The organism is Sphingomonas sp. SUN039 (genome assembly GCF_024758725.1).
Lineage (GTDB): Bacteria > Pseudomonadota > Alphaproteobacteria > Sphingomonadales > Sphingomonadaceae > Sphingomonas_O.
Map to the genome: position 1 here is coordinate 839,133 of NZ_CP096972.1, position 26,845 is coordinate 865,977.

20 protein-coding genes are annotated in these 26,845 nt (G+C 64.7%); 10 read left to right on the forward strand and 10 right to left on the reverse strand.

Annotated elements, in window-relative coordinates:
• Positions 1–154 precede the first annotated feature (154 nt).
• The 5 genes from gcvT (at position 155) to M0209_RS04220 (ending at position 5,064) form a co-directional block, all read left to right on the forward strand.
• Positions 155–1,273, forward strand: a complete 1,119-nt coding sequence (gene gcvT / locus M0209_RS04200) for a glycine cleavage system aminomethyltransferase GcvT (protein WP_258887048.1) — start codon at positions 155–157, stop codon at positions 1,271–1,273.
• Positions 1,270–1,647, forward strand: a complete 378-nt coding sequence (gcvH, locus tag M0209_RS04205) for a glycine cleavage system protein GcvH (RefSeq protein WP_258889559.1) — start codon at positions 1,270–1,272, stop codon at positions 1,645–1,647. Before gcvT ends, gcvH begins: the two co-directional genes overlap by 4 nt.
• Before the next feature lie 135 nt (positions 1,648–1,782).
• On the forward strand, positions 1,783–3,156 hold the full coding sequence (gcvPA, locus tag M0209_RS04210; RefSeq protein ID WP_258887049.1) for an aminomethyl-transferring glycine dehydrogenase subunit GcvPA: 1,374 nt from the start codon (positions 1,783–1,785) through the stop codon (positions 3,154–3,156).
• A 32-nt stretch (positions 3,157–3,188) separates the two neighbouring features.
• Positions 3,189–4,724, forward strand: a complete 1,536-nt coding sequence (gene gcvPB / locus M0209_RS04215) for an aminomethyl-transferring glycine dehydrogenase subunit GcvPB (RefSeq protein ID WP_258889560.1) — start codon at positions 3,189–3,191, stop codon at positions 4,722–4,724.
• 151 nt (positions 4,725–4,875) lie between these two features.
• Positions 4,876–5,064 carry a hypothetical protein gene (locus M0209_RS04220; RefSeq protein WP_258887050.1) on the forward strand — a complete coding sequence of 63 codons (189 nt, stop codon included), beginning with the start codon at positions 4,876–4,878 and terminating at the stop codon, positions 5,062–5,064.
• Between the two features lie 23 nt (positions 5,065–5,087).
• Here M0209_RS04220 and M0209_RS04225 read toward each other — a convergent pair whose 3' ends face one another.
• Complete coding sequence (locus M0209_RS04225; protein ID WP_258887051.1) at positions 5,088–6,950, reverse strand: DUF885 family protein; 1,863 nt, start codon at positions 6,948–6,950, stop codon at positions 5,088–5,090.
• A 38-nt stretch (positions 6,951–6,988) separates the two neighbouring features.
• Positions 6,989–7,906, reverse strand: coding sequence for a DMT family transporter (locus M0209_RS04230; protein WP_258887052.1), 918 nt, complete (start codon positions 7,904–7,906; stop codon positions 6,989–6,991).
• Positions 7,907–7,953: 47 nt separating this feature from the next.
• Here M0209_RS04230 and proS point away from each other — a divergent pair, with 47 nt between their 5' ends.
• Complete coding sequence (gene proS / locus M0209_RS04235; protein WP_258887053.1) at positions 7,954–9,486, forward strand: proline--tRNA ligase; 1,533 nt, start codon at positions 7,954–7,956, stop codon at positions 9,484–9,486.
• Between the two features lie 585 nt (positions 9,487–10,071).
• Here proS and M0209_RS04240 read toward each other — a convergent pair.
• The 4 genes from M0209_RS04240 to M0209_RS04255 all read right to left on the reverse strand — a co-directional run bounded on the left by M0209_RS04240 (position 10,072) and on the right by M0209_RS04255 (position 14,105).
• On the reverse strand, positions 10,072–11,004 hold the full coding sequence (locus tag M0209_RS04240) for a helix-turn-helix transcriptional regulator (RefSeq protein WP_258887054.1): 933 nt from the start codon (positions 11,002–11,004) through the stop codon (positions 10,072–10,074).
• Positions 11,005–11,232: 228 nt separating this feature from the next.
• Positions 11,233–11,691: a Holliday junction resolvase RuvX gene (gene ruvX / locus M0209_RS04245; RefSeq protein WP_258887055.1), complete on the reverse strand. Its 459-nt coding sequence runs from the start codon at positions 11,689–11,691 to the stop codon at positions 11,233–11,235.
• A gap of 97 nt (positions 11,692–11,788) precedes the next feature.
• On the reverse strand, positions 11,789–13,162 hold the full coding sequence (locus M0209_RS04250; RefSeq protein WP_258887056.1) for a class II 3-deoxy-7-phosphoheptulonate synthase: 1,374 nt from the start codon (positions 13,160–13,162) through the stop codon (positions 11,789–11,791).
• Positions 13,163–13,190: 28 nt separating this feature from the next.
• A complete protein-coding gene (locus M0209_RS04255) occupies positions 13,191–14,105 on the reverse strand; it encodes a tetratricopeptide repeat protein (protein ID WP_258887057.1) in 915 nt (304 codons plus the stop codon).
• Positions 14,106–14,197: 92 nt separating this feature from the next.
• Between M0209_RS04255 and M0209_RS04260 the strand changes: the two genes are divergently transcribed.
• The 4 genes from M0209_RS04260 to M0209_RS04275 all read left to right on the forward strand — a co-directional run bounded on the left by M0209_RS04260 (position 14,198) and on the right by M0209_RS04275 (position 20,234).
• Positions 14,198–16,723 (forward strand): cyclic nucleotide-binding domain-containing protein, encoded by a 2,526-nt coding sequence (locus M0209_RS04260; RefSeq protein ID WP_258887058.1) that lies wholly within the window; start codon positions 14,198–14,200, stop codon positions 16,721–16,723.
• Positions 16,723–17,595, forward strand: a complete 873-nt coding sequence (locus M0209_RS04265) for a hypothetical protein (protein WP_258887059.1) — start codon at positions 16,723–16,725, stop codon at positions 17,593–17,595. The genes M0209_RS04260 and M0209_RS04265 overlap by 1 nt, the downstream gene beginning before the upstream one ends.
• Before the next feature lie 7 nt (positions 17,596–17,602).
• Entirely contained in the window at positions 17,603–19,324 is a 1,722-nt protein-coding gene (locus M0209_RS04270) for a cytochrome c3 family protein (RefSeq protein WP_258887060.1), read from the forward strand.
• A 61-nt stretch (positions 19,325–19,385) separates the two neighbouring features.
• Positions 19,386–20,234 (forward strand): phosphodiesterase, encoded by an 849-nt coding sequence (locus M0209_RS04275; RefSeq protein ID WP_258887061.1) that lies wholly within the window; start codon positions 19,386–19,388, stop codon positions 20,232–20,234.
• Here M0209_RS04275 and M0209_RS04280 read toward each other — a convergent pair.
• The 4 genes from M0209_RS04280 to M0209_RS04295 are packed head-to-tail and all read right to left on the reverse strand — an operon-like array spanning position 20,231 to position 26,828.
• On the reverse strand, positions 20,231–20,623 hold the full coding sequence (locus tag M0209_RS04280; RefSeq protein WP_258887062.1) for a type II toxin-antitoxin system VapC family toxin: 393 nt from the start codon (positions 20,621–20,623) through the stop codon (positions 20,231–20,233). The genes M0209_RS04275 and M0209_RS04280 overlap by 4 nt on opposite strands.
• The gene (locus tag M0209_RS04285) at positions 20,623–20,868 is read right to left on the reverse strand and encodes a type II toxin-antitoxin system VapB family antitoxin (protein ID WP_258887063.1); all 246 of its coding nucleotides are present in this window, start codon (positions 20,866–20,868) and stop codon (positions 20,623–20,625) included. Before M0209_RS04285 ends, M0209_RS04280 begins: the two co-directional genes overlap by 1 nt.
• Positions 20,869–20,925: 57 nt before the next feature.
• Positions 20,926–24,930, reverse strand: a complete 4,005-nt coding sequence (locus tag M0209_RS04290) for a hypothetical protein (protein ID WP_258887064.1) — start codon at positions 24,928–24,930, stop codon at positions 20,926–20,928.
• Positions 24,930–26,828: a hypothetical protein gene (locus M0209_RS04295; protein ID WP_258889561.1), complete on the reverse strand. Its 1,899-nt coding sequence runs from the start codon at positions 26,826–26,828 to the stop codon at positions 24,930–24,932. The genes M0209_RS04290 and M0209_RS04295 overlap by 1 nt, the downstream gene beginning before the upstream one ends.
• Between the last annotated feature and the right edge of the window lie 17 nt (positions 26,829–26,845).

The window sequence follows — 26,845 nt, forward strand, 5'->3', positions numbered from 1 at the left end:
CTCTGGAAAGCGTTGGGGCGCAAGCCGCGACCACCGAAGGGGTAAGTCCTGCATCATTTGCAGGATCAAAGCTCTCAGGTTTCCGTGACAGAGGGGGCAGCGTGAAAGGCACCGTTTTCGCGGTGTTTGCTGCCCTTTGACGACGGAATTGCCTGTGGCCGACGACCAACACACCGCAACATTGCCGCTTCCCGCCGACGCGTGGCACCGCGCCCAGGGCGCGCGGATGGTGCCCTTTGCGGGCTATGCGATGCCGATCCAGTATGAGGGGATCGTCGCCGAGCATCTGTGGACGCGCGAGAATGCGGGCCTGTTCGACGTGTCGCATATGGGGCAGTTGCTGATCACAGGGGCGGGTGCGGCGGAAGCGCTCGAAGCCATTCTGCCGAGCAATATCAAAGAGATCGGTCGCGACAGGGTTCGCTATTCGCTGTTGCTGGCCGAGGATGGCGGCATCCTTGACGATCTGATGGTCACCAACCGGCCCGACGGGCTGTTCGTCATCGTCAACGGCGCGTGCAAGCACGACGACATCGCCTATCTGCGCGAGCATCTGCCCGATGAGGTCACGATCAATCACATTGAGGACCGCGCGCTGTTCGCGGTGCAGGGGCCGAAGGCGGTCGACGCGCTGCGCCGCCTGATCCCCGGATGCGAGGCAATGTTCTTCATGGAGGCGAGCCGCTTTTCTTGGGGCGACCAGCTGCTCGAAGTCAGCCGGTCGGGGTACACCGGCGAGGACGGCTTCGAAGTGTCGGTTCCGGTGGATTATGCCGAGTCCTTCGCCGAAGTGCTCTGCTCGCTGCCGGAAGTGAAGCCGGTAGGCCTGGGCGCGCGCGATTCGTTGCGGCTGGAGGCCGGGCTGCCGCTTTACGGGCATGACCTGAACGACACGGTCGATCCGGTCGAGGGCAATGCGAGCTTCGCGATCCAGAAGCGGCGGCGCGAGGAGGGCGGCTTTCCGGGCGCGGACCGCATCCTGAAGGCGCTTCGCGATGGCCCCGCGCGCAAGCTTGCGGGCTTCACCGTCGCGGGCAAAATGCCCGTCCGCGAGGGCGCGCCGCTGTTCGCGGGCGAGCGCCAGGTCGGCACGGTCACTTCGGGCGGGTTCTCGCCCAGCCTCGATCATCCGATCGGCATGGCGCTGATCGACGCAGCGTACAGCGCGTCCGGCGCTGTGCTCGACGCCGAAGTGCGCGGGCGGCGCGTGCCGGTCACGACCGCCGCCATGCCCTTCGTTCCCCATCGCTATCACCGCAGAGGAGTCGCCTGATGCGCTATTTCACCGAAGACCATGAATGGATCGACGTTGCCGACAGCGGCGAGACCGCGACGGTCGGGATCACCGACTACGCACAGGGCCAACTCGGCGACATCGTCTTCGTCGAACTGCCCGCGAGCGGCACGCGGCTGACCAAGGGAGGCGATGCGGCGGTGGTCGAATCGGTCAAAGCCGCGTCGGACGTCTATGCGCCGGTCAGCGGCACGGTGAGCGAAGGCAACCCCAGCCTCGAAGGCGAACCCGCGCTGGTCAACACGGCGGCGGAAACCGACGGCTGGTTCTTCACGCTGGTGCTCGATGACAGGAGCGAGCTGGAGGGCTTGATGGATGAGGCGGCGTACAAGGCGTTCGTGGATTCACTATAGTCCTCCCCGGCACGGGGAGGGGGACCACGAAGTGGTGGAGGGGGCTCTCCACCCGAGGTTCATCGCTGGCGGAGAGCCCCCTCCGTCAGCCTGCGGCTGCCACCTCCCCGTTCCGGGGAGGAGTGAAGGACAACAATGCGCTACCTTCCCCTTACCGATCCCGACCGCGACGCGATGCTGCGCGTTATCGGTGCGCCCAACATCGACGCGCTCTTCGTCGATGTGCCTGAAGACGCGCAGCTGACAGGGCCGATCCGCGATCTGCCCGATCACATGCCCGAAATGCTGGTCGAGCGGCACTTCTCCGACCTTGCGCGCAAGAACCGCGCGGCGGCGAACCATCCGTTCTTCCTCGGCTGCGGCGCGTACCGCCACCATGTGCCCGCCAGCGTCGATCACCTGATCCAGCGCGGCGAGTTCCTGACCGCCTACACCCCCTATCAGCCCGAAATCGCGCAGGGCACGTTGCAGATGCTGTTCGAGTTCCAGACGCAGGTCGCGCGGCTGCTCGGCTGCGATGTGGCCAATGCCAGCATGTACGACGGCTCGACCGCGTGCTGGGAAGCCATCGGCATGGCCGCGCGGGTGACCAAACGCAAACGCGCGATCCTCTCGTCGGGCCTTCACCCGCATTATGTCAGCGTCGCGCAGACGATGGCGAAGTTTACCGGCGATGTCCTCGATATCGCCACGCCCGAACTGGTCGCCGAAACCGACGAGGCGCGGCTGCTCGCGGCGATCGACAGCGAGACGTCGTGTGTCGTCGTGCAATATCCCGACATTCTCGGGCGCATCGCCGATCTCAGCGAGGTCGCGGCCAAGGCGCATGAGCACGGCGCGTTGCTGGTCGCGGTCGTCACCGAGCCGGTGGCGCTGGGCGCTTGTCGGTCGCCGGGCGAAATGGGCGCAGATATCGTGGTGGGCGAGGGACAGTCGCTCGGCGTCGGCCTCCAGTTCGGCGGGCCGTATGTCGGGCTGTTCGCGTGCAAGGAGAAATTCGTCCGCCAGATGCCGGGACGGCTGTGCGGCGAAACGGTCGATGCCGAGGGCAAGCGCGGCTTCGTCCTGACACTGTCGACGCGCGAACAGCATATCCGGCGCGAGAAGGCGACGTCGAATATCTGCACCAACTCGGGCCTGTGCGCGCTGGCGTTCAGCATCCACATGACGTTGCTCGGCGAAAAAGGGCTGCGCGAACTTGCGGCGGTAAACCACGCCAATGCTTGCGTCGCGGCGGAGCGGCTGACGCAGATCCCGGGCGTCGAACTGGTCACGCCCACGTTCTTCAACGAATTCACGCTGAAATTGCCGAAGGAAGCGCGGCCCGTCGTGCGGGCAATGGCCGACAAGGGCGTGCTCGGCGGCGTGTCGCTGGGGCGGCTCTATCCCGACGGCGGGGGTATCGAGAACGGCCTCGTCGTCGCGGTGACCGAAACGGTGAGCGCCGAGGATATCGAGACATTTGCCGCAACGTTGACAGAAGCGTTGGGGGCGGAGGCACTGGCATGAGCACGATCAACGCAAGCGGATGGAAGCCCGAAATGGGTGCGAACGACAGCAGTGACGGCACTCCGGCGACCACCACGGGCAACCGGGCTTTGATGCTGGAAGAAGCGCTGATCTTCGAGATCGGCGGCAGCGATACCTGCGGCGTCGATTTGTCTCCGGTGCCCGCACACACGTCGCGGCTGGGCGACCTGTCGCGCAGCCGCCCCATCGGCTTGCCGGGTCTGTCCGAACCCGAAACCGTCCGCCACTACACCCGCCTGTCGCGCCAGAATTACGGGATCGACCTCGGTTTCTTCCCGCTCGGCAGCTGCACGATGAAGCACAACCCGCGCTTGAACGAAAAGGTCGCGCGGATGAAGGGGTTTGCCGACATCCACCCGCTTGCCCCCATCTCGACGGTGCAGGGCGCGCTGGCGGTCATCCATCAGCTCGCGCATTGGCTGGTCACGCTGACCGGCATGGATTCGGTCGCGATGTCGCCCAAGGCGGGCGCGCATGGCGAGCTATGCGGCGTGCTCGCGATCCGCGCGGCGCTTGAGGCACGCGGCGATGCGCGCGAAGTCATTCTGGTGCCCGAAAGCGCACACGGCACCAACCCGGCGACGGCGGCGTTCGCGGGCTACCGCGTCGAGAGCATTCCGGCGCGCGACGGGCGGGTCGATACCGACGCGCTGATCGCCAAGCTCGGGCCGAATGTCGCGGGGGTGATGATCACCAACCCCAACACCTGCGGGCTGTTCGAGCGCGACCTGAAGATCATTGCGGACGCCGTCCATGCGGCGGGCGGGTTCGTCTATTGCGACGGCGCAAACTTCAACGCGATCGTCGGTCGCGTGCGGCCGGGCGACCTCGGCGTCGATGCAATGCACATCAACCTGCACAAGACGTTCAGCACCCCGCACGGCGGCGGCGGGCCGGGGTCGGGGCCGGTGGTGTTCAGCGCAGCGCTCAGCCCGTTCGCGCCGCTGCCCTTCGTCGAGAAAGATGGCGACGACTATCATCTGGTCGAGGAAGAAACCGCGCAGGACCACCACGCCTCCTCCTTCGGGCGCATGGTCGCGTTCCACGGACAGATGGGCATGTTCACCCGCGCGCTCAGCTATATCATGAGCCACGGCGCGGACGGCCTGCGGCAGGTGTCGGGCGATGCGGTGCTCAACGCCAACTACATTTTGCGCAGTCTGGAGAACACGCTCGACGCGCCGTTCGCGGGCAGCGGGCCGTGCATGCACGAGGCGCTGTTCAGCGACGATGGCATGGCCGAGGGATTCAGCACGCTCGATATCGCCAAGGGGCTGATCGACGAGGGTTTCCACCCGATGACCGTCTATTTCCCGCTCGTCGTCCACGGCGCGATGCTGGTCGAACCGACCGAAACCGAGAGCAAGGCCGGGATTGATCAGTTCATCACGGCGCTGCGGAGTGTGGCGGAGCGGGCGAAAGCAGGCGACGCCTCGCTGAAATCCGCCCCGCACTTCGCGCCAAGGCGGCGGCTGGATGAGACGCTGGCCGCGCGCAAGCCGGTGCTGGTGTGGAAAGAACCGGAGCTGGCTGTGGCGGCGGAGTAGACGCAAAATGAACCGGATAGCGCTTGTGGCGGCACTAGCAGTGCTGGGTTCCTCTGCCTTGTCTCAACAGCCAAACACGTCGGCGCGCGTTTATTACGCAACCTCCGTATCCTTTTATGAAGGGCAATGCCGATTCTGGACAGGAGACGTCATGTTCGGCGCAGCGGGCTTTCGCGAGGATCTCAAGGCCCGGTTCGACTTGACGCAAGGCGTGACGGTATTTCACACTGCGAACGTGCCGAAGAAGTGCGTAAACAAGGCGATTAAACTAGTTCGGCAGGCGGGATTCAACGATGTTCGCGCCGAGGTCGGCTCGGTTGACCTCGGCCCGCCAAGGTAGCTCGCTCAGCATAGCGGCTTGCACTACCCCCGCACCCCTCGCACATACCCGTCCACCGCGGCCGGCAACACCGACAGTGGCACGCCGCCGGTCTTGATCAGCGTGTCGTTGAACGCCGCCAGGTCGAACTTCGGCCCCAGCGCCGCCTGCGCCACCGCGCGCAGGCGCAGGATTTCGTTGTGGCCGGTCTTGTACCCGCAGGCCTGCCCCGGCGCGACGCAATAGCGGTCGGTTTCGCTGGTCATGGCGCCTGTGCCCTTGCCGGTCTGTTCGGTCAGGAACGCCACCGTCTGTTCGCGGGTCCAGTGCATCGCGTGCAGGCCGGTATCGGCGACGAGGCGGCACGCGCGGAACTGTTGCGCCTGCAGATAGCCGAGCTGCGAGAAGGGATCGTCTGCGTACAGCCCGGCCTCATCGACCAGCTGTTCGGCATACAGCGCCCAGCCCTCGACGAACGCGTTGAACCCGATCAGCGACGCGATCAGTGGGATTTCGGCGTGGTGCTCGGCCAGATACGCACCCTGATAGGTGTGCCCCGGCACGCCCTCATGCGCGGTCAGGGTCGCGATCTGGTATTTCGGCCAGAGCGTCGTCGATTTCAGGTTGATGTAGTAAATCGCCGGGCGCGAGCCGTCCAATGACGCGAAGTTCATATAGCCGAGCGCCGCGCCGTCCTGAATATCTTGCGGAACGCGCTTGACCATCACATCGGCCTTCAGGCCCAGATGCGAAATCTTCGGCAGGATCGGGCGGATCGCCGCGATCTTGGCATTGCAATAGGCGATGAGCGCCGCGCGGCCCGCATCGTCGTCGCTGAACAGTTGCTTGGGGTCCTTGTTCAGCGCCTGCACCCGCTCGCCGACCGTGCCGCTGGTCATGCCCTGCTTGCGGAGCAGCGCGTCCATCCGGCTTTTGAGTTCCTCGTTCTGGGCGAGGCCGATCTTGTGGATTTCGGCGGGGGTCTGCGTCGTCGTGGTGCCGAGGCGCAGCGCCCAGGCGTAGTACGCATCGCCCATCGGCAGGCGCTGGACACCCGCGTCGTGCGGCGCGCTGGCGGTCGCAGCCTTGAACGCGGCAATCTCGCGGTCGAGCGCGGGATAGACCATCGTCTCGACCAGTTTCTGCGCGCGCGCGCCCCAATCGCCCTTGATCCCCTTGGCGGCGGTGCGGGTGGCGATCGAGGTGACGAGCTTCTGGTCGGCCGCAGCGGCGGCGCGGAAACCGCCGAGCTGCGTCAGCACGGTTTTCGCGATGAAATCGGGCGGCATCACACCGCGCCGCGAATCGCGCCGGATCTGGGCGGTCTCGTCGTCGAGTTGCTTTGCCAGCGCCGCGACGCGCGACAGATACGCCTCGGCATCGGCGGACGTGTTGATCGGGTGCTGCGAATCGAGGAATTCGGGCGTGTTCGCGATGGCACCGCTCTGCTGCGTCACCGCATAGGGCGAGGTGCCGCCGCTGAACCCCTGTCCGGCGCTGGCGTAGAAGAACGGTTTGGCCATTTCCGCACTTTCCAGCGCGTAATGCACCGTGTCCCAGCGGAGCTGGTCGGCGGGGGGAAGCGTCTTGCGGTCGATCTTGCGCAGCCGCGCCATCATGTTCCCAGCGGCAAGAGCGAAGCGCGCATTGCCCGCCTCCGATCCGTCCGACAGTTTCGCCCGCAGCCCCGCGCGCGCGCCGGTATCGACGCCCAGTGACGTCGCGGTTTCGGGCGAGAATTTCAGCACTTCCTCGGCAAAGCCGTCGATGGTCTGGCGGAAAGTTGCGGGCCTGGCGGCCTTTGCCGCTGCCTTGGCGAGAACGGGCGTTGCGGCCATCCCGGCGGCAACCGATCCGGTGGAGAGAAGAGCGCGGCGCGTAAAGGTGAAGCCGGTCGCAGTGGTCATGAAAATGTCCCTCGCCTGAAAGATTGTTACGCGGGACGCTATGCCTCCGCTGCCGACGCCGCAAGGGTATTCGCCAGCCGCAACCGGTGCTCGCGCCACACGATGTAAAGTCCACTGGCAATGATGATCGGTGCGCCGACCCAGGTCCAAACCGTGGGAATCTCGGCGAACAGCAAGACGCCGAACAGGGTCGACCAGATCAGGCTGGCATAATCGACCGGTGCCAGCGCCGAGACCGGCGCATAGCGGAGCGACAGCGTCAGCGCGACCTGGCCCAGCCCGCCGACAATACCCATGCCGATCAGCAGCACCCAGACCACCGGCGGATGGCTCTGCACGAACCACGGCATGACAAAGGCGAGCGGCAGCGACGACATGGTGAAAAACCAGAACACGGTGGTCAGCGCCGGTTCGGTGCGACCGAGCTGGCGCAGCAGGATCGTGACAAAGCCGGTCAGCAGCGCCGATGTCAGGCCGGTAACCGCGCCGATGATGGGCAGGTGCCCCGATTGCGGCTGGACCACGATCAGCACGCCGACGAACCCTAGCGCGACCGCGCTCCAGCGGTGGCGACCTACCGCTTCGTGCAGGACCATGGCCGACAGGATCGTCGCGAACAGCGGCGTCGTAAACCACAACGCCTGCGTCTCGGCGAGCGGGAGCAGGCTGACGGTCAGGAAATTCAGGACCATGCCGGTCGTACCGACGGCGGTCCGCGACGCGTGCATCCACGGCCGGCTTGTCCGGAGCGAGGCGAGTCCGGGGCCCGCGAGCACGAGCAGCAGCACCGGCAGGATCGCAATGAACTGACGAAAGAACACCAGCTCGACGATGTTGACGCCGTACCCCTGGGCCAGCTTGGCGAAGGCAAACATCGACGTCAGCAACAGCGTTGCCACCACCCGGATGCCGATTCCGGCAAGCGGACGATCCGCCGGACGATGGGTTTGCTGCATGGCAGCGCCATTGCATCGCACGGGGCGCTCGGTCAAAGCACATCCCCATGAAACACGCACTTTCCGTCACCCGCGCCACCGATTTCGCTGCCTGGTATCAGGACGTCATCAAGGAGGCCGACCTCGCCGAGGAAAGCGGCGTGCGCGGGTGCATGGTCATTCGCCCCTGGGGCTATGGGATGTGGGAACGCATCCAGAAGCTGATGGACGCCGAGATCAAGAAGGCGGGCGTCGAGAACTGCTATTTCCCGCTGTTCATCCCGCTCAGCTATTTCGAGAAAGAAGCCGACCATGTCGAGGGCTTCGCCAAGGAAATGGCGGTCGTCACCCACCACCGCTTGATCGCGGACGGCGCGGGCAAGCTCATTCCCGATCCGGGTTCGAAACTGGAGGAGCCGCTGGTCGTCCGCCCCACGTCGGAAACCGTGATCGGTGCGGCGATGGCCCGCTGGGTGCAGTCGTGGCGCGACCTGCCGCTGATGATCAACCAATGGGCGAACGTCGTGCGCTGGGAAATGCGGACGCGGATGTTCCTGCGGACGAGCGAATTCCTGTGGCAGGAAGGACATACCGCGCACGCCGACAAGGGCGATGCGATGGCCGAGACGCTGCGCGCGCTCGAAATGTATCGCGCCTTTGCGGAAGGGCCGCTGGCGATGCCGGTGATTGCGGGCGAAAAGCCCGAGCACGAACGCTTTCCCGGTGCCGATGCGACCTACAGCATCGAGGCGATGATGCAGGACGGCAAAGCGCTGCAGGCGGGCACCTCGCATTATCTCGGCACGACCTTCGCCGAGGCCGCGGGCATCCGCTACCAGGACAAGGATGGCGGACAGGCGCTGTGCCACACGACGAGCTGGGGCGTCAGCACGCGGCTGATCGGCGGGGTCATCATGACGCACGGCGACGATGACGGGCTACGCTGCCCGCCGCAGATTGCGCCTTGGCAGGTGGTGATCGTGCCGATGCTGCGCGACGGGCCGGAGGACGAGGCGGTGCTCGACTATTGCCGCGCGCTGCACCGCGACCTGTCGGCGCAGGCCGCGTTCGGCGAGCCGGTGCGCGTGCTGCTCGACACCAAAGCGAACAAGGCGTCGAACAAGCGCTGGGCCTGGGTCAAGAAAGGCGCTCCGCTGATCGTCGAAGTCGGCCCGCGCGATGTCGGCGAGGGCAAGGCGGCCGTGCTGCGCCGCGACCGGCTCTACGGCGAGGGCGGCAAGCTGGCGACGGCGTTCACGCCGCGCGATGCGTTCGTCGCCGAGGCGGCGGCGACGCTGGCCGACATCGAACGGTCGCTCCACAGCGAAGCCACGGCGCGCCGCGACGCCGCCATCGTGCCGGTGACGAGCTGGGCTGAGATCGAAGCGTATTTTGCCGGGAACGAGGACGCGGTGAAGGGCTGGGTCAGCTGCGGCTGGTCACGCCCGACCGGTGCAGCGCTGGAGGATGTGGTGAAGCGGCTGAAAGCACTGAAACTGACCGCGCGGAATACGCCCTTGGGTGGGGCTGCGCCGACAGGGGCATGCGTGTTCACGGGCGAGGCAACGGTCGAGATGATATTGATTGGGCGGACTTATTAAAGTTTGGTCGCTGACGAGGTTGGCGAGAAATGGCCGATTTCCGCCAAAGGTCACAAAGTTCACACCTGAAAAGTGTCTGCCGTGTCGGTGCGCGGGCTGGATGTCAGCCGCGCGACGTCGCGTCTAGTGCGGGCGGGGTTCGACGATCTGAAAGAGCGGGTAAACAACTCGGCTTTTCGAACGTATCAGGAACAATTCGCGTAGGAAAGGCCTGTCGTGGCCGCACTTACTAAAGCCCCTCCTCCCTTAGGGGAGGGGCTAAGAACTCGCCAACATTTGATAGCAATCAATGCCGCCAGCACGTCGTTATGACTCCGCCATCCCCCGCCACAATCGCATAGGTCGAACGATAGCGTTCAAAATGGCGCGCCTCACAGCCTAGGTAGGCCGAATACCGTCGCCAACTGCGTTTCGTGAAATAGCAAGTTTCAGCACCACCGCCACAGGGTGCCCGTTCACCAAAATCGAGGAGCGCTTCGACGATTGACGGCGGGATCGAGCGATCCTTCATACGTTGCCGTGCATGGCGGCTAGCTGTTAGGTGGCGCCCGACCCGCAGATCGGCTTCGTCGAGTTCAAAGGAGATCACAGCAAGTCTCCGAGGCCTAGCGAAGCGAAATATTCGTTGGCGCGTGCACTCGCTTCCTCGCTCTTGGCTTTCGCCCAGGCGACCCGCTCCTCAGTTCCTCCAGCTCGAATTTCCTTGGGAACATCAGTTATACTGAAACGCCCGGAGACGAGACTGTCCGCAGCGTCTTCATCACCTCCGAACCATTCCGAAGCCTGTTCCCGGCAGATTTCGTAGCGGATGCCACCCGAGTCATACCAGCCTTCCAGCCGATCAGTCTGGCTGTCTGCTTGAACGGTTGCCAGTCGTTCGCGCAAATGGACGACAAACGGGCTGGCTTCGTCCTCGTCATATTCCAATGGCCTTGCGTCCGTGATGCAATCGACTTGATCGATAGTGCTACCCCGAAGGTCGCGTCGGGTTATCGACCGCTCTTCCAGCACCTCGACCTCCTCGGCTTGCCAGTCATGCAGCAAACGCTCCGTCAGATGTTTGAATCGACCGCTGAATGCGCTGACGGTCTCCCGAGCGGACCTCAGAGCCGAGAGCCGGTCCGTCCGGGCTTTCAGACTTTCGCTTGCAGCCAAGTGAAATAGAAGCGGCGCAAACTCGATGACATCGAGCGCAGACACGCCATACCGCTCGCCCACCAAGAAAAGAGCATTTCGGATTTCGGGGGCGACACGCACGTTCAACTGCGACTTCGGGGATAGCAGGTTTTCGTCTGGGGCTGGCAGGCCTTCGGCCTCACTGGCGGTCAGCTTATCGCCGTCAATTTTCAGCTCTTTAGCAAGGTCGGTAATCACGCGCTGGCTGTTGCGCTTCATGCGGCCCGCCTCAATCCGAAAGATTGTCCCTTTATCGACGTGAGAACGGCGACTGAGGTCTTCCTGACTAAGATTCTGCTTTTCACGGTAGTAGCGAAGCAGGATTGGATTGATGCGGGCCATATGCGTCTCCGTGGGCTGTGGAGATAATATGACTACATACCGCTAGCTTATCTATAGGCGTTTACCCAAAAAACCACATTGATGCTAGCAAATCAAATCTCAGCTGAGATAATCGCTGCCGACAAATCTGCCGCTTCAAGCACGGTAAACGAGCCGCGAAACTGAGCCACACACCACAATGCCTACGATTCTGCCAAGAAGGCCGTTCATACCGCGCCAGCGAATCGCTCAACTCGCCAGCCGATCCACTGCCCCCTGCAAAATATAACTCGCCGCCAGCTTGTCGACCAGATCCGCCCGCCGCGCGCGGCTTGCGTCGGCATCGATCAGCGTGCGGGTGACGGCGGCGGTGGACCAGCGTTCGTCCCACAGCAGGATGGGGAGGCCGAGTGCGTCCATATTGCGCGCGAAGGCGCGGGTGGACTGGGTGCGGGGGCTGTCGCTGGCGTCGAGATTGAGGGGCAGGCCGATGACGATGCCGCGCACGGCCTGTGCCGCGATCAGCCGTTCGAGCGCCGCCTTGTCCGCCGCGAACTTCGTGCGCTTCACCAGCTCGGCGGGCGACGCGATGGTCCACATTGCGTCGCATAGCGCGGTGCCGATGGTCTTGGTCCCGACGTCGAGGCCGAGCAGGCGGCCGCGCTCGGGAAGGGTGTCGGCGAACGCGTTGGGGTCGGTGGTGATCATGACGCGCTATAGCCCGTCATTGCGAGCGTAGCGAAGCAATCCATCTCGCCGCGCGCGAGTCTGGATTGCCGCGTCGCTGCGCTCCTCGCAATGACGGCTAGGCCGCGACCTTGCGTCGGTCGTTCAACTCCGCGTTGAGCATTTCCGCCAGCGTAAAGGCCAGTTCCAGGCTCTGCGCCGCATTCAGCCGCGGGTCGCAATGCGTGTGGTAGCGGTCGGCGAGGTCGATCTCGGTCACGTCGACCGCGCCGCCGGTGCACTCGGTCACGTTCTGCCCGGTCATCTCGACATGGATGCCGCCACCGAATGTCCCCTCGGCGCGGTGGACCGCGAAGAAGCCGCGCACTTCGGCGAGGATGCGCTCGAACGGGCGCGTCTTGTAGCCGTTCGCCGCCTTCACGACATTGCCGTGCATCGGGTCGCAGCTCCACAGCACCGGATGCCCCTCGCGCTTTACCGCGCGGACGAGCGCGGGCAGGGCGCCCTCGATCTTGTCATGGCCGTAGCGCGTGATGAGCGTCATGCGGCCGGGCACGCGTCCCGGATTGAGCGTGTCGAGCAGGCGCAGCAGCACGTCGGGGGTCAGGCTCGGCCCCACTTTCATGCCCAGCGGATTGCCGATGCCGCGCAAGAACTCGACATGCGCGCTGTTCTCGAACCGCGTGCGGTCGCCGATCCACAGGAAATGCGCGCTGGTATCGTACCAGCCGCCGGTCAGCGAATCCTGTCGCGTCAGCGCCTGCTCATAGGGGAGCAGCAGCGCCTCATGGCTGGTGTAGAATTGCGTGCCCTTGAGCTGCGGCACGGTGTCGGGATTAATTCCGCAGGCGTTCATGAAATCGAGCGCTTCGCCGATGCGGTCGGCGACGTCGCGATATTGCTTGGTCCACGGGCTACGGCCCATGAAATCGTGCGTCCAGGCATGAACCTGATGCAGGTTTGCATAGCCGCCCGCCGCGAAGGCGCGCAGCAGGTTGAGCGTCGCCGCCGACTGGTTGTAGGCCTGCACCATCCGCTGTGGATCGGGCGCGCGGCCCGCCGCCTCGAATGCGATGTCGTTGACGATGTCGCCGCGATAGCTGGGGAGCGAGACGCCATCGAGTTCTTCGGTATCGGCACTGCGCGGCTTGGCGAACTGCCCCGCCATGCGGCCGAGCTTCACCGTCGGCAGCTTCGACGCGAAGGTCAGCACCACCGCCATCTGGAGGATCACGCGGAACGTATCGCGGATATTGTTCGGGTGGAATTCAGCGAAACTCTCCGCGCAATCGCCGCCCTGAAGCAGGAAGGCGCGCCCGTCGACGACCTTCGCCAGCTCGTCCGTCAGCTCGCGTGCTTCGCCCGCAAACACAAGCGGCGGAAAGGACGACAGCGTCGTCGTCGCGCGGGTCAGCGCGTCGGCATCGGGGTAAGTCGGGAGCTGGCGCGCCTCATGCGCGGTCCAGCTCTGCGGGGTCCAGTTCGTCGCCATAGTGCGCGCGCCTATGCGCGCGTGGCGGCTATCGCGCAACTCCAAGGGTTTTTGCGGCGTCGTCAAGTTGAGCTTTCGCATCCGGATTTGCCGCCAATGCCGTCCGGTAAGCCGCCGCCGCATCGCTGCTCCGGCCCAGCGTCGCATAACTCCGCATCAGCATGATCCAGCCTTCGGCGTTCCGGGGGTTTGCTTTCAGTTTCGCGGCCAGCCCCTCGACCATGCCCGATATCATCGCTTCTTGCTGGCCCGAGGGGAGTTGCGACGCGGCACGCATCTGGTCGGTGCTGGGGCCGGGGATCGCGGCGGCAGCGGTGCCCGAGGGGACGGCGGGGCGCAGCGCGGCCAGTCGCGCTTTCACATCGATCTTGTCCTTTGCCCCGACGGCCTCGATCGTACGGCGGACATCGGCTTCCCATGGGGCCCCCGCAGGCGAATCCTTCAGCAGCGCGAACCAGTCCTCGATGGCGCCTTTGTGGTCGCCCGCCATGTCTTTCGACACGCCGATGAAATACCGCGCGCGGGGATCCTTGGGGTCGAGCGCGACCGCCTTGTCGAATGCGGCGCGGGCATCGGCGGGGACATTGCCGGGGCCCGCCGTCACCAGCGCCTCGCCGAGTGACGACCAGTAATCGGCATTGTCGGGCTTCAGCGTTGCCGCCCGCTTGTACGCCATCGCTGCCTCGGCATAGCGCTGCGTCTGGAAGAACGACCAGCCGAGCATGCGCCACCCCTCGGCGTCGTTCGGATCGGTCTTCAGCTTGGCTTCGAGCGACGAGATCATCGCGCCGACGTCCTGCGGGCCGGTCGGCCCAGTCGCAGCGGCGGTGGGCACTTCGGGTGCGCGGTCGCGCCACAGCTTCACGCCGATAGCGCTGACGGCCAGAAGGGCGGCCCCAATCAGGGCAATACGGCTGAATCGGCGGGTGGTCGTGTCGCTCATGGCATTAGTGTCTAGCGCATCGATGCCGCGATGCTAGACTGCCCCGAAAGACAGGTCGCACTGGTCAGGGAAATTCGGGGGACGTGCGCGCCGTGGGCGAGAGTTATCGCATTGCCATTGTGGGATCGGGACCGGCGGGGCTGAGCGCGGCGTCGCGTGCGGCGAAGCTCGGCCTCAGCCACATCCTGCTCGAAAAGACCGACCACCTCAGCGATACGATCTACAAATACCAGAAGGGCAAACAAGTGATGGCAACGCCGTCGCAGCTGGTGCTCCGCGCCGATCTGGATTTTGCGGCGGGCAAGCGCGAGGCGGTGCTCGAAACCTGGGACGTACAGACCGCCGCCAACGGCGTGGGTGTCCGCGAACAGGCCGAGGTCGTCGCTATCGAGGGGACGGGCGGGCCGATTGCCGGGTCGGTGCAACAGATCGTCACACGCGGTCGCGACGGCAGCTCTCAGACGACCGAGCTGCAGCGTCATGCGCCGCCGTACCGGCTGAAGCTGTCCGACAAAACCGAAGTGATCGCCGACGCGGTCATTCTGGCCATCGGGACGCAGGGCAACCCCAATTTGATGCGCTGTCCGGGCGGCGACCTGCCGCACGTCCAGTACCAGCTCAACGATCCGGCCGAATATAACGACGAGCATATTTTCGTCATCGGCGGCGGCGATGCGGGGATCGAGAATGCGCTCGGTCTCGCAGCGGATGTGGCGCAGGGTAATGTCGTTAGCCTGGTCAATCGCGGCGCGGAGTTTTCGACCGCCAAGGATGCCAATGTGAAGGCGTTGCTGGCAGCGCGCGACGCGGGGCGGATCATCATCCATGTCGAGTGCAACACCAGCGCGGTCGAACCGGGGACCATCGTGCTCGACACGCGCGATGGCGAGCTGCGCGTCAAATGCGACCGAATCATCGCGCGCATGGGCTCGGCCCCGCCGCGCGGCTTCGTCGAAGGGTGCGGAATCGAGTTCTCTTCGAACGACCGGCTGGCGTTTCCGAAACTCTCGCCGACGTTCGAGACGACCGCGCCCGGCATTTTCGTCATCGGCGCGCTCGCGGGCTATCCGCTGATCAAGCATTGCATGAACCAGGGCCATGACGTGGTCGAGTTCATCAACGGCAACACCGCGCTGAAACCGGCGGACGAGCCGATCCTCGAGGCCAAGTTTGCCGGACTTCCGGGGTGCAAGTCGGTCGACGAATGGCTCGAGCTCTTGCGCTCGAACATCTCGATCCTCGAAGGCATGTCCCCCTTGCAGATGCGCGAATTCATGCTCGACAGCGAGGCACGCTTCTACAAGCGCGGCGCGACGATCTTCGAAAAGAACGCGCCGGGATCGTCGCTGTTTGCGATTGCCAGCGGGTCGGTGCTCGTCGAACTCGGCGGTGGTGCAACGGTCCCCATCGAAACGGGATCGATCTTCGGCGAGGTCGGCCTGATTTCCGGACGGCGGCGGGGCGCGACGATCACCGCCGCCGAGGACACTTTGTGCGTCGAAATCTCGCGCACCGCCGCGCTCAAGCTCCAGTCGCAGGTGCCCGCCGCGCGGCGGACGATCACGCGCATCGGCATCGAGCGCCAGCTGCTCCAGATGTTCGGTTCGGGCCTGACCAAGGAGGACGTCGCAGAGGTCGTCGCGGGTGCCGAGGTGGTCGGCGTCAAGGCCGGCGACAATGTCATCACCGAGGGCGAGGAGGGCGACGACATCTATGTCGTCCGCACCGGATCGATGGTCGTCGAAAAGAAGATCGGCGGCAAACCGGTGTTCCTGTCGTATCTGCCCGCAGGTTCGTTCGTCGGCGAAATGGCGCTCATCGCGGGCGGTCGGCGTACGGCATCGGTCAAGGCGGCGATCAAGTCCGAAGTCATCAAGCTGCCGGGCGCGGCGTTCAAGGAACTGCTCGCGCGCAAGCCCGCGCTCCTCGAAAAAGTCCGCCGCGACATGGCCGCGCGGCAGGACGTCAACGCGTTTATCGAGGCCAAGAAGGACAGCTTCTCGGGCGTCGTCGACATGTATTCGAACGTCGCGACTTTCCTTGTCGATCAGGGTGTCGGCGAGGCGACCGACGTGCTGCTGATCGACGAGAACCTGTGCGTAGGCTGCGACAATTGCGAAAAGGCGTGCGCGGATTCGCACGAGGGTCTCTCGCGCCTCGACCGCGAGGCGGGGCGCACCTACGCGCATCTGCACGTGCCGACATCGTGCCGCCACTGCGAACACCCGCATTGCATGGCCGACTGCCCGCCCAATGCGATCCACCGTGGGCCGGACGGCGAGGTGTTCATCGACGACACTTGCATCGGCTGCGGCAATTGCCAACGCAACTGCCCGTACGGCGTCATCCGTATGGACGCCAAGCCGCCGAAAAAGCCGTCGCTGCTCAACTGGCTGCTGTTCGGCAGCGGTCCTGGTCCGGGCGAACCATCGAAGGCCTGGAGCTATGCCAACGCCGAACCCGGCGTCGAAAAGGCCAAAAAGGCGATCAAGTGCGACATGTGTTCGGGGATCGAAGGCGGCCCCGCCTGTGTCCGCGCCTGCCCGACGGGTGCCGCAATCCGCGTTGCACCCGAAGAGTTCCTGACGGTCGCGCGGCTCGATGGGGGTGATGCCTGATGGCAACGCGCGTCTCCGTGCAGAATCGTGTCCGCGCCTCCGCACATGAGGGATTTTTGACGCTCGGTGGATCGCTTTGGGCGAAGATTGTGCTCACGATCTCGGTCGTCGTGCTCGGCATCTACATCCTGCACGATCCGCAACCGCGCCCGAACGGGGGGACATGGTACGGCTATACGCTCGGCACCATCGGCGCGCTGCTCATCCTGTGGCTCACTGCGCTCGGCATTCGCAAGCGCGCAATGACACGGGGGCGCTGGTCGCTGAAGAGCTGGACTTCGGCGCACGTCTGGCTGGGGTTGAGCCTGATCGTCATCGGTACGCTGCATACCGGCTTCCAGTTTGGCTGGAATGTCCATACGCTTGCCTATGCGCTGATGATGCTGGTCATCGTGTCGGGCCTGTTCGGCGTGTTCGCCTATGCAACGCTGCCGCGCGTCCTGTCGGACAACCGCAACGAGACAACAGAGCCGCAGATGCTCGAACAATTGCGCTCGGTCGACCGCCAGCTGAACGAGGCGGCGCAGCCGCTGGGACAGGACCATGCCGATCTGGTTCGTGCCAGCCTCGAACAGGATCCCTTCGGCGGCGGGCTGTGGGCGCGGCTCTCGGGCAATTATCCGCGCTGTACGACGCGCGCGGCCAAGGCAGCGATCCGTAGCGAAACAGCCTATAAGCCGCGCACCGGCGACGACCCGCTCGAAAAGATCGACGCGTTGCTCGAACGCAAGGAAGCAGTACTGGCGCGCGTGCGGCGGCATTTGCGGATCAAGGCGCTGCTGGAGGTGTGGCTTTACGTCCATGTGCCCGTCACCTTCGCGCTCATCGCGGCGCTCTCCGCGCACATCTTCTCCGTATTTTTCTACTGGTAGGGGCGGCATGAGTTTCGTCATCCGCACTGTGTCGCGCACCGCCGACGGACGCGAGATCGTCCGCCCGGTAACGCTGGCACAAGACAGCATTGCCATCGGGCGCGATGCGTCGAACGATGTTCACCTCGCCGATCTGGCCGTCGAACCCTTTCATGCGCGGCTGACGCTGATCCCCGGGGGCAAGTTGCGCGTCGAGAGCGTCGGCGGTCTGGGCTTCGCGCTCGACGGGCGAACGACGCAGCGAGCCGAAGTCGACCCTGATAAGGGCGCGGAACTCCGCTTCGGCGGGCATCTCCTGACCATCGGTTCGGACGGTGACAATGTGATCGTCCGGGTCGAGCGGACGGCGGCGGTGTCGGATGCGACCGGTGACAAGGACGAACGAACCGCGTTCTCGTTGAAAGGGCTGCTCCCTGGCAAACGCACCGGCGCATGGACATTCGCAGCGCTGGTGCTTGCCGCGTTCCTGATCGCGCCCCTGTGGAGTTGGGCAAGCTACAGCACTGCCAAGACGCGCCCCGCCGGATTCCACGCCGACACCGCTTGGTCGTCGGGGCCGCTGTCGAAGGCGCACCACGCGCTGGAGGGGAATTGTCAGGCCTGTCACGACAAGGCGTTCGTGTCGGTCGAGGATAGCAAATGCGTCGCCTGCCACACTGGCGTTCACGACCACGCCGACCCGAAGCGGCAGGTTGCCGCCATGGCCGCGCCCGATTTCGGCAAGTCGGTCGGCAACGCGTTCAAGGTCGCTTTCGGCAAACCGACCGGCCAACGCTGCGTCGATTGCCACAGCGAGCATGAGGGCGCGGGGCCGATGCCTGCCACCGCGCAAGCCTTTTGCACCGATTGCCATGCCACGATGAAGGCGCGGCTGCCCGATACAAAGTTGGCGAATGCAGGCGATTTCGGGCGCGACCATCCGGCCTTCACGCCGCTGCGCGTCGATGGCGGGCTGAAATTTCCGCACGATACGCACTTGTCCAAAGTGAACGGTGTCGCGCGCATGGCACAGACGATGCCCGCCGACTTCGGCGGCAAGCGCGACGGCCCGGGGATGGTCTGTGCCGATTGCCACTCGCCGACTGCCGACGGGGTCCGGTTCCTGCCCGTCGATATGGAGAAGAACTGCCAGTCGTGCCACTCGCTCGGCTACGACCGCGTCGCGGGCACGGTTCGCACGCTGAAGCACGGCGATGTCGCACAGGCGGTTGCCGATGTCCGTGCGCTGGGCTGGCGTCCGACAGTCGCGCCATCGATGCTGGCCGGGCGGCGTCGGCCGGGCGAAAATGCCCCGGCGTCGCAAGGCGCGCGTCCGGCTTCTGCGGACGCGCTCTTCGTTCGCGGCGGCGCGTGTTACGACTGCCATGTCATCGAACGGACCGGCGATGCCGCGACCAACGGGTGGCGCGTCGCCAAGGTGACGCAGCCGATGCGCTTCATGGCCAAGGGCTGGTTCGACCACAAAGCCCACGCAACCGAAAGCTGTTCGTCGTGCCACAATGCTGCAGCGTCGAAGAGCGCCAGCGACCTGCTGATTCCCGCGATCGGCGCGGTTGGCGACAAGAACGGGGCGACGTGCCGCAGCTGTCACGGCGGCGAAGCGTCGGCCAGCAAAGTGCCGTCGTCATGCGCGATGTGCCACGACTATCACCTCGACAGCCAGGCCCCGTGGCGACCCACGGGGGCCGCGCGGCGCACCATCGCCTTGGCAGAGCGACGCAAACCTTGACGCGCACCCCCTAAAAGCGTCACATTCCCCATCCGTAACGGCTGGAGAGGGGCGCCGTGCCGTGCTGATCGCGCAGGTCACCGACATCCATCTCGGATTCGAGCCGGACAACCCGGCCGAGTTCAACCGCAAGCGGCTCGACCAGGTGCTCAAGCAACTGAAGTCGATGGTGCCGAAACCCGACTGCCTCATTGCGACCGGCGACCTGACCGAGTTCGGCGATGCCGACAGCTATCGCCGGTTGAAGAACGCCTTTGCCCAGCTCGATTTTCCGGTGTGGCCGATGGTCGGCAACCACGACATCCGCGCCAATTTCGCGGCGCATTTCCCCGACGTGCCGGGACATGACGGGTTCGTTCAATATGAATTCGACGCGGGGCCGCTGCGTGTCCTGATGCTCGATACGCTCGAGGACGGGCGGCACGGCGGCGCATTCTGTGCGGTGCGCGCGGCGTGGCTGACGGCGCGGCTCGACGAGGATCGCGCGCGTCCCACTGTCGTCGTCATGCACCACCCCCCGGTCGAAGTCGGCATCGAGTGGATGAACACGCACCCTGAAGAGGATTGGGTGCAGCGGTTCCGCGCCTGTGTCGCGGAGCGGAGCAATATCGTCGCGATAATCTGCGGCCACCTTCACCGCCCGATCACAACCCAGTGGGAGGGGACGACGATTGCGATCTGCCCCGCAACCTCGCCGCAGGTCGCGCTCGACATGTCGCCGATCGATCCGGAGCGTCCCGACAACCGCCCGATGATCATCGCCGACCCGCCCGCGTTCGCGCTGCACTGGTGGAACGGTAGCGAACTCATCACCCATTTCGACACGGCGGGCGCGCATGTAATGCTCGCACAGTTCGACGCGAAAATGCAGGGACTGGTGCGGAGCCTGATCGCGGAGCGGCCCGCCTAAAGGTCTAAGCCGTCGTTGACGTCCGTCTTGGTGAAATCGATGCCGACGAACAACAGCGGCACACCGTTCGACTTTGCACAGGCGTAGGCAAAGCAATCGCCCATGTTCAGCTTGTATCTGCCCGTGTTGTACCTGACGCGAGCCTCGGAGGCGATACGGGCCTCCTCGGGACCGATGGCGCTGACTGAGATGTTCGCATCGTCGAGCAGTCCTAGAACCTGTGCTCGCGCTTCGAGCGGCGCGTGATTCCGTTCGATACGGGCTGTAGCCTCCCAGATCGCAATCGCCGATGTCAGCCGTTCGGCGTGCTTGTCGAGCGACTTGACCAGCAGTTCGAAATTCGGCTCGCGCAGCAACATCGCCACGATTGCCGACGCATCGACGAACATCAGCGTTCGTCTTCGCCGTTGATCCAGTCGTCGAATTCCTTGTCGGTCATTCCGTCAGTGATCGGGACACGCACAGCGGCGAGCGCCTCCTGACGCTTTCTGAGTTTTTCCAGCAGTGTCGGCTCATGCTTCGCCAAACGCTCCTCGACGGCCAGTTCGATGGCGCGCGTCAGGCCGACGCCTTCCTTGCGCGCGAGATCGCGGACCTTGTAATCGACTTTGACGTCGCGGACGTGGAAGGCCATCGGGGCAGCTCCGGCTAGACGGCTAGACGATAGCGGCTATCCGGCTAGATTTCAAGATCAGCCGACCCAGTCTGCCATGCTTGGCGTATCGATGACCTTGTACGGGACGCGGCGGGGTCCGAGGAACAGCTTCTCCATTTCGGTCCGCGTAAACGGGCGCGAGCCGAGGCGGCCGAACACCGCAATCTGACCGCCGGTTTCGTCCACCGCGCGGTCGCGGTCGAGGCCGCGTGACAGGGCGAGCGCCGGGGAGGGCGTTTTGGCCCAGGCGATCAGTTCGGGCTTGGGCGGGGGCGAGAAGCCGTAGAAATTGGGCTGGCTGGCGGGGCTGGTGAGCTGGACGACCTTCAGGCCCGCGCGCCCGTCTGCCACATAGGCGAACAGCGAAGCATTGGTGCCGCCGATCACGACATCGCGGACATCGGTCATGGCGCTGCCGAATGTCTCCTTCAGATAGACGGACGGTGCGCGCGGCTTGGTGATATCGACAATAACCAGTCCCTCCGCCCCGCCCGCGACATAGGCATAGGTGCGCCCGAGGTAGATGCGGTGCGCGTCGGTGAGCGCGATGTTGCCCGAGGGGACCGCGACCGGTTGCGACAGGTCGGTGACGTCGAAGAGTTTCAGCCCCGTCCGGTCGCTGACCCACAAATAGCGGAACTGGATTGCCGAAGCGCGGGCGTCGTCGAGCGGGATTTGCGCGGTGAGTTTGGGCTTCAACGGATCGTCGAGGTCGATCACCGCAAGGCCCGCGTCGGTCGTGACATAGGCAAAATGGCCCGCCAAGGTCACATGCCGCGCTCCTTTCAGCACATTGCCCGGGTTCCACGTCACCGCGCGTTTCAGGAAATTGTTGCGGAACTCGCCATCGGCCAAGGCGTCGATGTTGACGAGGATCAGGCCCTCGACAGCATCGGTGACCACGGCATAGTTATAGATCGGGTGGAATGCCTGTTCCTGGTTGAGTTCGCGCATTTCCGCCGTGTTGCGGGTTGGCGCGATGTTTTGGTCGGTCGGCAGCGCCATGCAGGTCGCATTCGTGGTCGCTACATGCGTGTCCTGCCCGAGCGGCGAGAAGGGCGCGCTGACGATGGGGTTGGAGAAGCCCTTGTTGGCAATCGAGGCAACGTCATAGGCGCGGAAGCCGCCGCGCCCCTCCGCCACGAACATATATTCGCCGCGCAGTTGCAGGCAGCCGACAGCGTCCTTCGTGCCTTGTGTCACGTTGCGGAATTGCTCGCTCGGATTGGTTTCGCCCGATAGATTTTTGTCGAATTTCACGCCGCGCGTCCACTCGATCAGTTCGCGCTTGTTGCGCTCGACATGCGCCTTGTAGAAATCGGGATAGGCATAGCGGTGGAGGTAGCTACCGATCACCGCCTGCGGCTCAGACCATTCGGTTACGCGCACCGCCTCGAACCCGCTCTCGAGCCCGGTCCACGCGTTCATGCCGACGAAATTGACCGTGCCGGTGCCGAGGAGCAAAAGCTGCGCCATGATCGCGTTATTGTCGTCGGCGGCGGACAGATGGCAGTCGCTGCACGTCTTGGTTTCGGTTGTCCGCACCGTGTGCGGGAAGTGCGGTGCGAACGCCTGTGACGAGAAACCGATGGCCGAAATCGGCGGTTGCTGGATGTAGATGCGTTCGCGGTTGAGATTGGTCGACGACAGCACCAGCGCCGAGGTCGAGCGCACCGGCGCGATGATGTTGCCCTTGGTCGTCTGGTGCCGCCCGAGCTGGAACATGTCGTCGCGCGCGACCTGCGGGTTGTAGCTCGCCCAGTTGCGCGTCTCCTCGCCCTCGTATTTGTGGCTCGACGTTTTCCAGTTCGCCTCGATGGGAAGGTGGCACCCGCCGCACGAGGTTGTCCAGGACAAGTGGCAGGTAAAGCACGTCATATTGTCGTCGCCGTGCGCGCGGTCGGTCTTGGCGATACCGCTGCCCCAGTTCATCGTGCCCGCTGGTGACAGCTTGCCCATCAGCTTCGCGCGCGCCGCCTTCATGTTGAAATCGGGCGAGGTGGGGTCGACCGAGTCCTTGACCAGATGCACCCGCCATTCGAGCTTGGGATCGGTAATCGACCGCTGCATCAGCACGCGGCGACCGCTTGGTTCGGTCATCCACTCGAAACGCCGCTGTCCGTCGGGGTTGCGGAGCAGCGCCAGATTCTCGCCTTCGGGCCGTGCCGCGACGTTCGAGGTCAACAGGTTGGGATAGGCATCGACGGTGCCGTGGCAGTCCTTGCAGCCGATCTGGACGGCGTTGGCGACCTCGCCATAGATCAGGCCATTGCCATGGCTGTCCTGCGCGAAATGGCAGTCGGCGCATTGCAGGCCCTTCTCCGCGTGAATATCCATCATGTGCACCGATTTGCCGGGGTTGGTGCCGATGGGGACGAACTTGCCTTCGCCTGCCTTGCGGAATTTCTCGGGGTCGTCGTTCGGCACGATCCGTCCTTCCGCATCGAGCAGATTGCCCGCGCGGTCGCGCTTCAGGATCGCGCGGAAGTTCCAGCCATGACCGTGGTAATCGGCGAACTGGGTGTCCTCGTTCCCCTCGTTCAGGTCGTACACGTTCCGCAGGAAATCGAGATCGGCCCATTTGCCGCCGACCGCTGCGGCTTCCGGATTGCGGTCGAGCACCTCGCGCGCGAACTTTGCCGTCGGGTAGCGCTGCTTCTCCGGCCACATGCGCGGCGCGTCGCTCTCGTAATCCCACATCGTGTAGCCGAGGTAGCTGTTCAGGAAGATGTTCGGCTGGTGCATGTGGCAGTTCATGCACTGCGCGGTGGGAATCGCGCGGGTGAAGGCATGTTCGACCGGGTGGCCCTTTTCCTTCATCCCCGGCTCGCGGGCTGGATTGCCGTGCGGGAAGACGCCCTCATCGCCGTGTGCTGCCGCCATTGCGCCGTGCGCGGGGGCGTGATTGCCGGGCTCGCCATGGCCGCCGGGCATTGGTTCCAGCTTGTCCCTGATCGTCGGATCGACCGTCGCGGTCTGGCCGTCGCGCCCGTATTTCGCCCACACGCTCGAATGACGCGGCTCGCGGTCGTTGGCGTAGACGACATGGCACCCGGCACAGCCCGACTGGCGATAATCGCCCGGCTGGTCGTTGGTCCCCATGAACCACATGAACGGATCGTTGAGCCGCGTCTTGTGGATGTTGAGCACCGGAATGGCGACGCGCAGGCCGGTTCCGGGGCCGCGGTTCGACTGCTTCAGGTCGGGCCGGCCGGGCTCTTCGAGCCGCTGAATCTGCCCCGTCGAGTTGGGCAGGCCGATCTCGGTAAACTGCGTGCCGATGTTGCGCCCGCCGCGTTCGAACACGCGGAAAATGTCGGCAGGCGGCACGACCTGCCAGGTCGGCAGCGGGTATAGGACGGGCAATGCCCCGCGCGCCTTTTGCTCGGGCGTGACGGTGCCGTGCGAGCTGCCCGGCGACATCACCTTCGCCGGTTCGCCGGTGCGCGTGTACGCTTCTCCCAGCGTGTAATTCTTGAACGGCAATATGCCATTGTTGTAGCTCGCGCCACCCCATAGCATCGCGCCCGACGCCATGATCGAGCGTTCGGCAGCCTCGATCACTTCGATATGGCATGCCCCGCAACTCTCGCGCACGACGCGGTAGTCGGACGGATTGACGAAGCGGATGTATTCGGGGGCCTCGCGGTTCAGCAACGTATAGCTGCGCTGCGGATTCGCCGACGACGGCCAGTGCCAGGCCTTGGGGTAGCGCGGCAGGATGTGCGCGGCGTTGCGGAGTTTGGCGTAACGCGGGTCGTCCATCTTCCATGCAGCATCGGTCAGCATGACCGCAGCATTGCCACCGTGGCAATCGGTGCAGCCGAGCACGACGGCTTCGGACTTGTGCATCGACCAGGCGTCGCTCGCCGAATGGCACGAAATGCACCCGGCGGACTTTGCCCTGGCCTGCGCGGGCGTCTGCGTCTGCGGGGCAGGGGGCGCAAAGGCGTAGGCGATCTGCTGCGGCTTTTCCTCGTCCGAGGCGCGTAGCATCGATGCGGGCACCAGCAACACGAGGAGGAGCAGCAGGCGGCGCATCAGAAACTCACCGTCGCATTGGCGAGGATCGAATAAAAGGTGCCGTCCCGCCTGTTCGTCGTGAACAGGTCGCGAAAGCCGTTGCCCGGTAGCAATGCTGCACCCGACAGGCGCAGCACGACATTCTGGATCGCCTTCGGTCGCCAGATCGCCGAGGCGCTCAAATCCCAGCCGATGGCCTTCGGAATACTGCCCTCGACGCGCAGCACCTGCAGCGTTGTCGTGTTGGCGAACCACAAATGATTGGCGTTGACCGACAGCCGGAATTTTGGCGTCAGGTCGAAATCCGCCCCCGCGCCGAGCAGCATCGTGCCGGGGTTGTTGAAGTTCGACTGCCCCTGCTCCTTCGACGAACGCAGCGAATTGAGGATGCCGTTGCGCCCGTTGATCGCCACCGCGCGTCCGCCGCCCGCGAACGGGATCGTCTGGCGGATCCAGTAGCTGGTATCGGCCCCGGCAAATACCGGGTTTTCGAAAATCGCGTCGAAACCCTCCTCGATGTCGTCATAGGGGTTGCCGTCGCCGCTGGCGTAGAGCGCGGACACGCGGAAGCGCGCCCAGTCGGTATCGATGCTAGGTTCGGCGGCGAGGAAATACGCGCGGATGTTCGCCGAGCGCGAAGTGAAGAAGCTGTTCCGGTCGCGTCCGACCACCGCATAGGCCTGTGCGGTCAGGTTAAGCCGCCCGATATGCCCGTCGGCACCATAGCCGAAATAGACGACATCGTAATCGCGCCCGCGCAGGTCGCCGAGCAACGCGGGGCGGACCGGAAAACCGTTGGTATCGCTCTTCACCGCGTTGCGTTCGCGGTTCATATTATAGGTGACCGAGAGCTGGCTGGTCAGGCCGACGACCGGAAAATCCTGGCGATAGGCGTTGGCCGTCAGGATCACGTCGCGGCGCGGCAGCGTATCGACGCGGTTGAGGCCGGAATTGGTGTCCTTTTCGAGCCGGAAGAACGCCGCGACATTATACTGCCAGCGGTTGTTGTCGCGATTGCCGAACAGGCGCACCCCGAGCTGCTGGTCGTTGAACAGGAAGCCGCGAAAGTCGGACTGGAACGGCTGGATGCCGATCCGCAAACTGTCGAAATCGTACCGGTCGGACGTGTTGCGAAGGTGGTAATCGACGAACGCTTCCTGGACGCCCAGAAAATGATCGAAGCGGCGCGAGCGCACCGACGGCGCGACATTGAGGATGCGGCGCTCGTTCACGTCGACATAGTTGATGTTGTAGGCGATCAGCAGCTTGTATTCGATCTCCGGCGGCTTGAACGCGGTCGACCCCTTGAACAGCGAGAAACCGGCCAGAAAGGTCTGCGAAAGGACGAGCGAGTCCGCCCGTCCGAATACGTCGAGGCTGCCGGGGCGCTCGGTCGTCTGCACCCCTTGCGGCGTCGGAAAGCTGCGCGGCTCGACCACGGTATCGCTGATCGCGGTGCCGACGAAGAACCAATCCTCGTGCTTGAGCCCGAGGAATTTGGGCGTCGCGCAGGGGGGAATACCCGCTTCCTCGCGCCGGTGCTGTTCCTCCTCGGTCGGCAGGCACAGCGGGCGGTCGCCCTTCAGGACGTTCTGGTGATAGGGATCGCGCGTCGAATGGCACACCGCGTTGATGCCGGTGAACAGGCCGCCTTCGGGGCAGAATGCCTTGAGCAGCCGGTAGCGATCGGGGATCGGGAACTCGCTCGTCGGAAACGCCTCGGGCGGCGGCGCGCGGACGGCACCGGGATTCTCCTGCGTAAGCCGGTCGGGGAGAGGGTTGCGAAAGCCGGGGCGGCGGCGGCCATCGATCAGCGCGCCGTCGGCATCGGGACCGGCATCCCGTGTCGTCCCGGGCAGTTGCGGCGGTAGCGCGTTTTTCGACGGAACGACCGGCTTGCCATCTTCGCGTGCCATCGGCGGGGGCTTCGGTT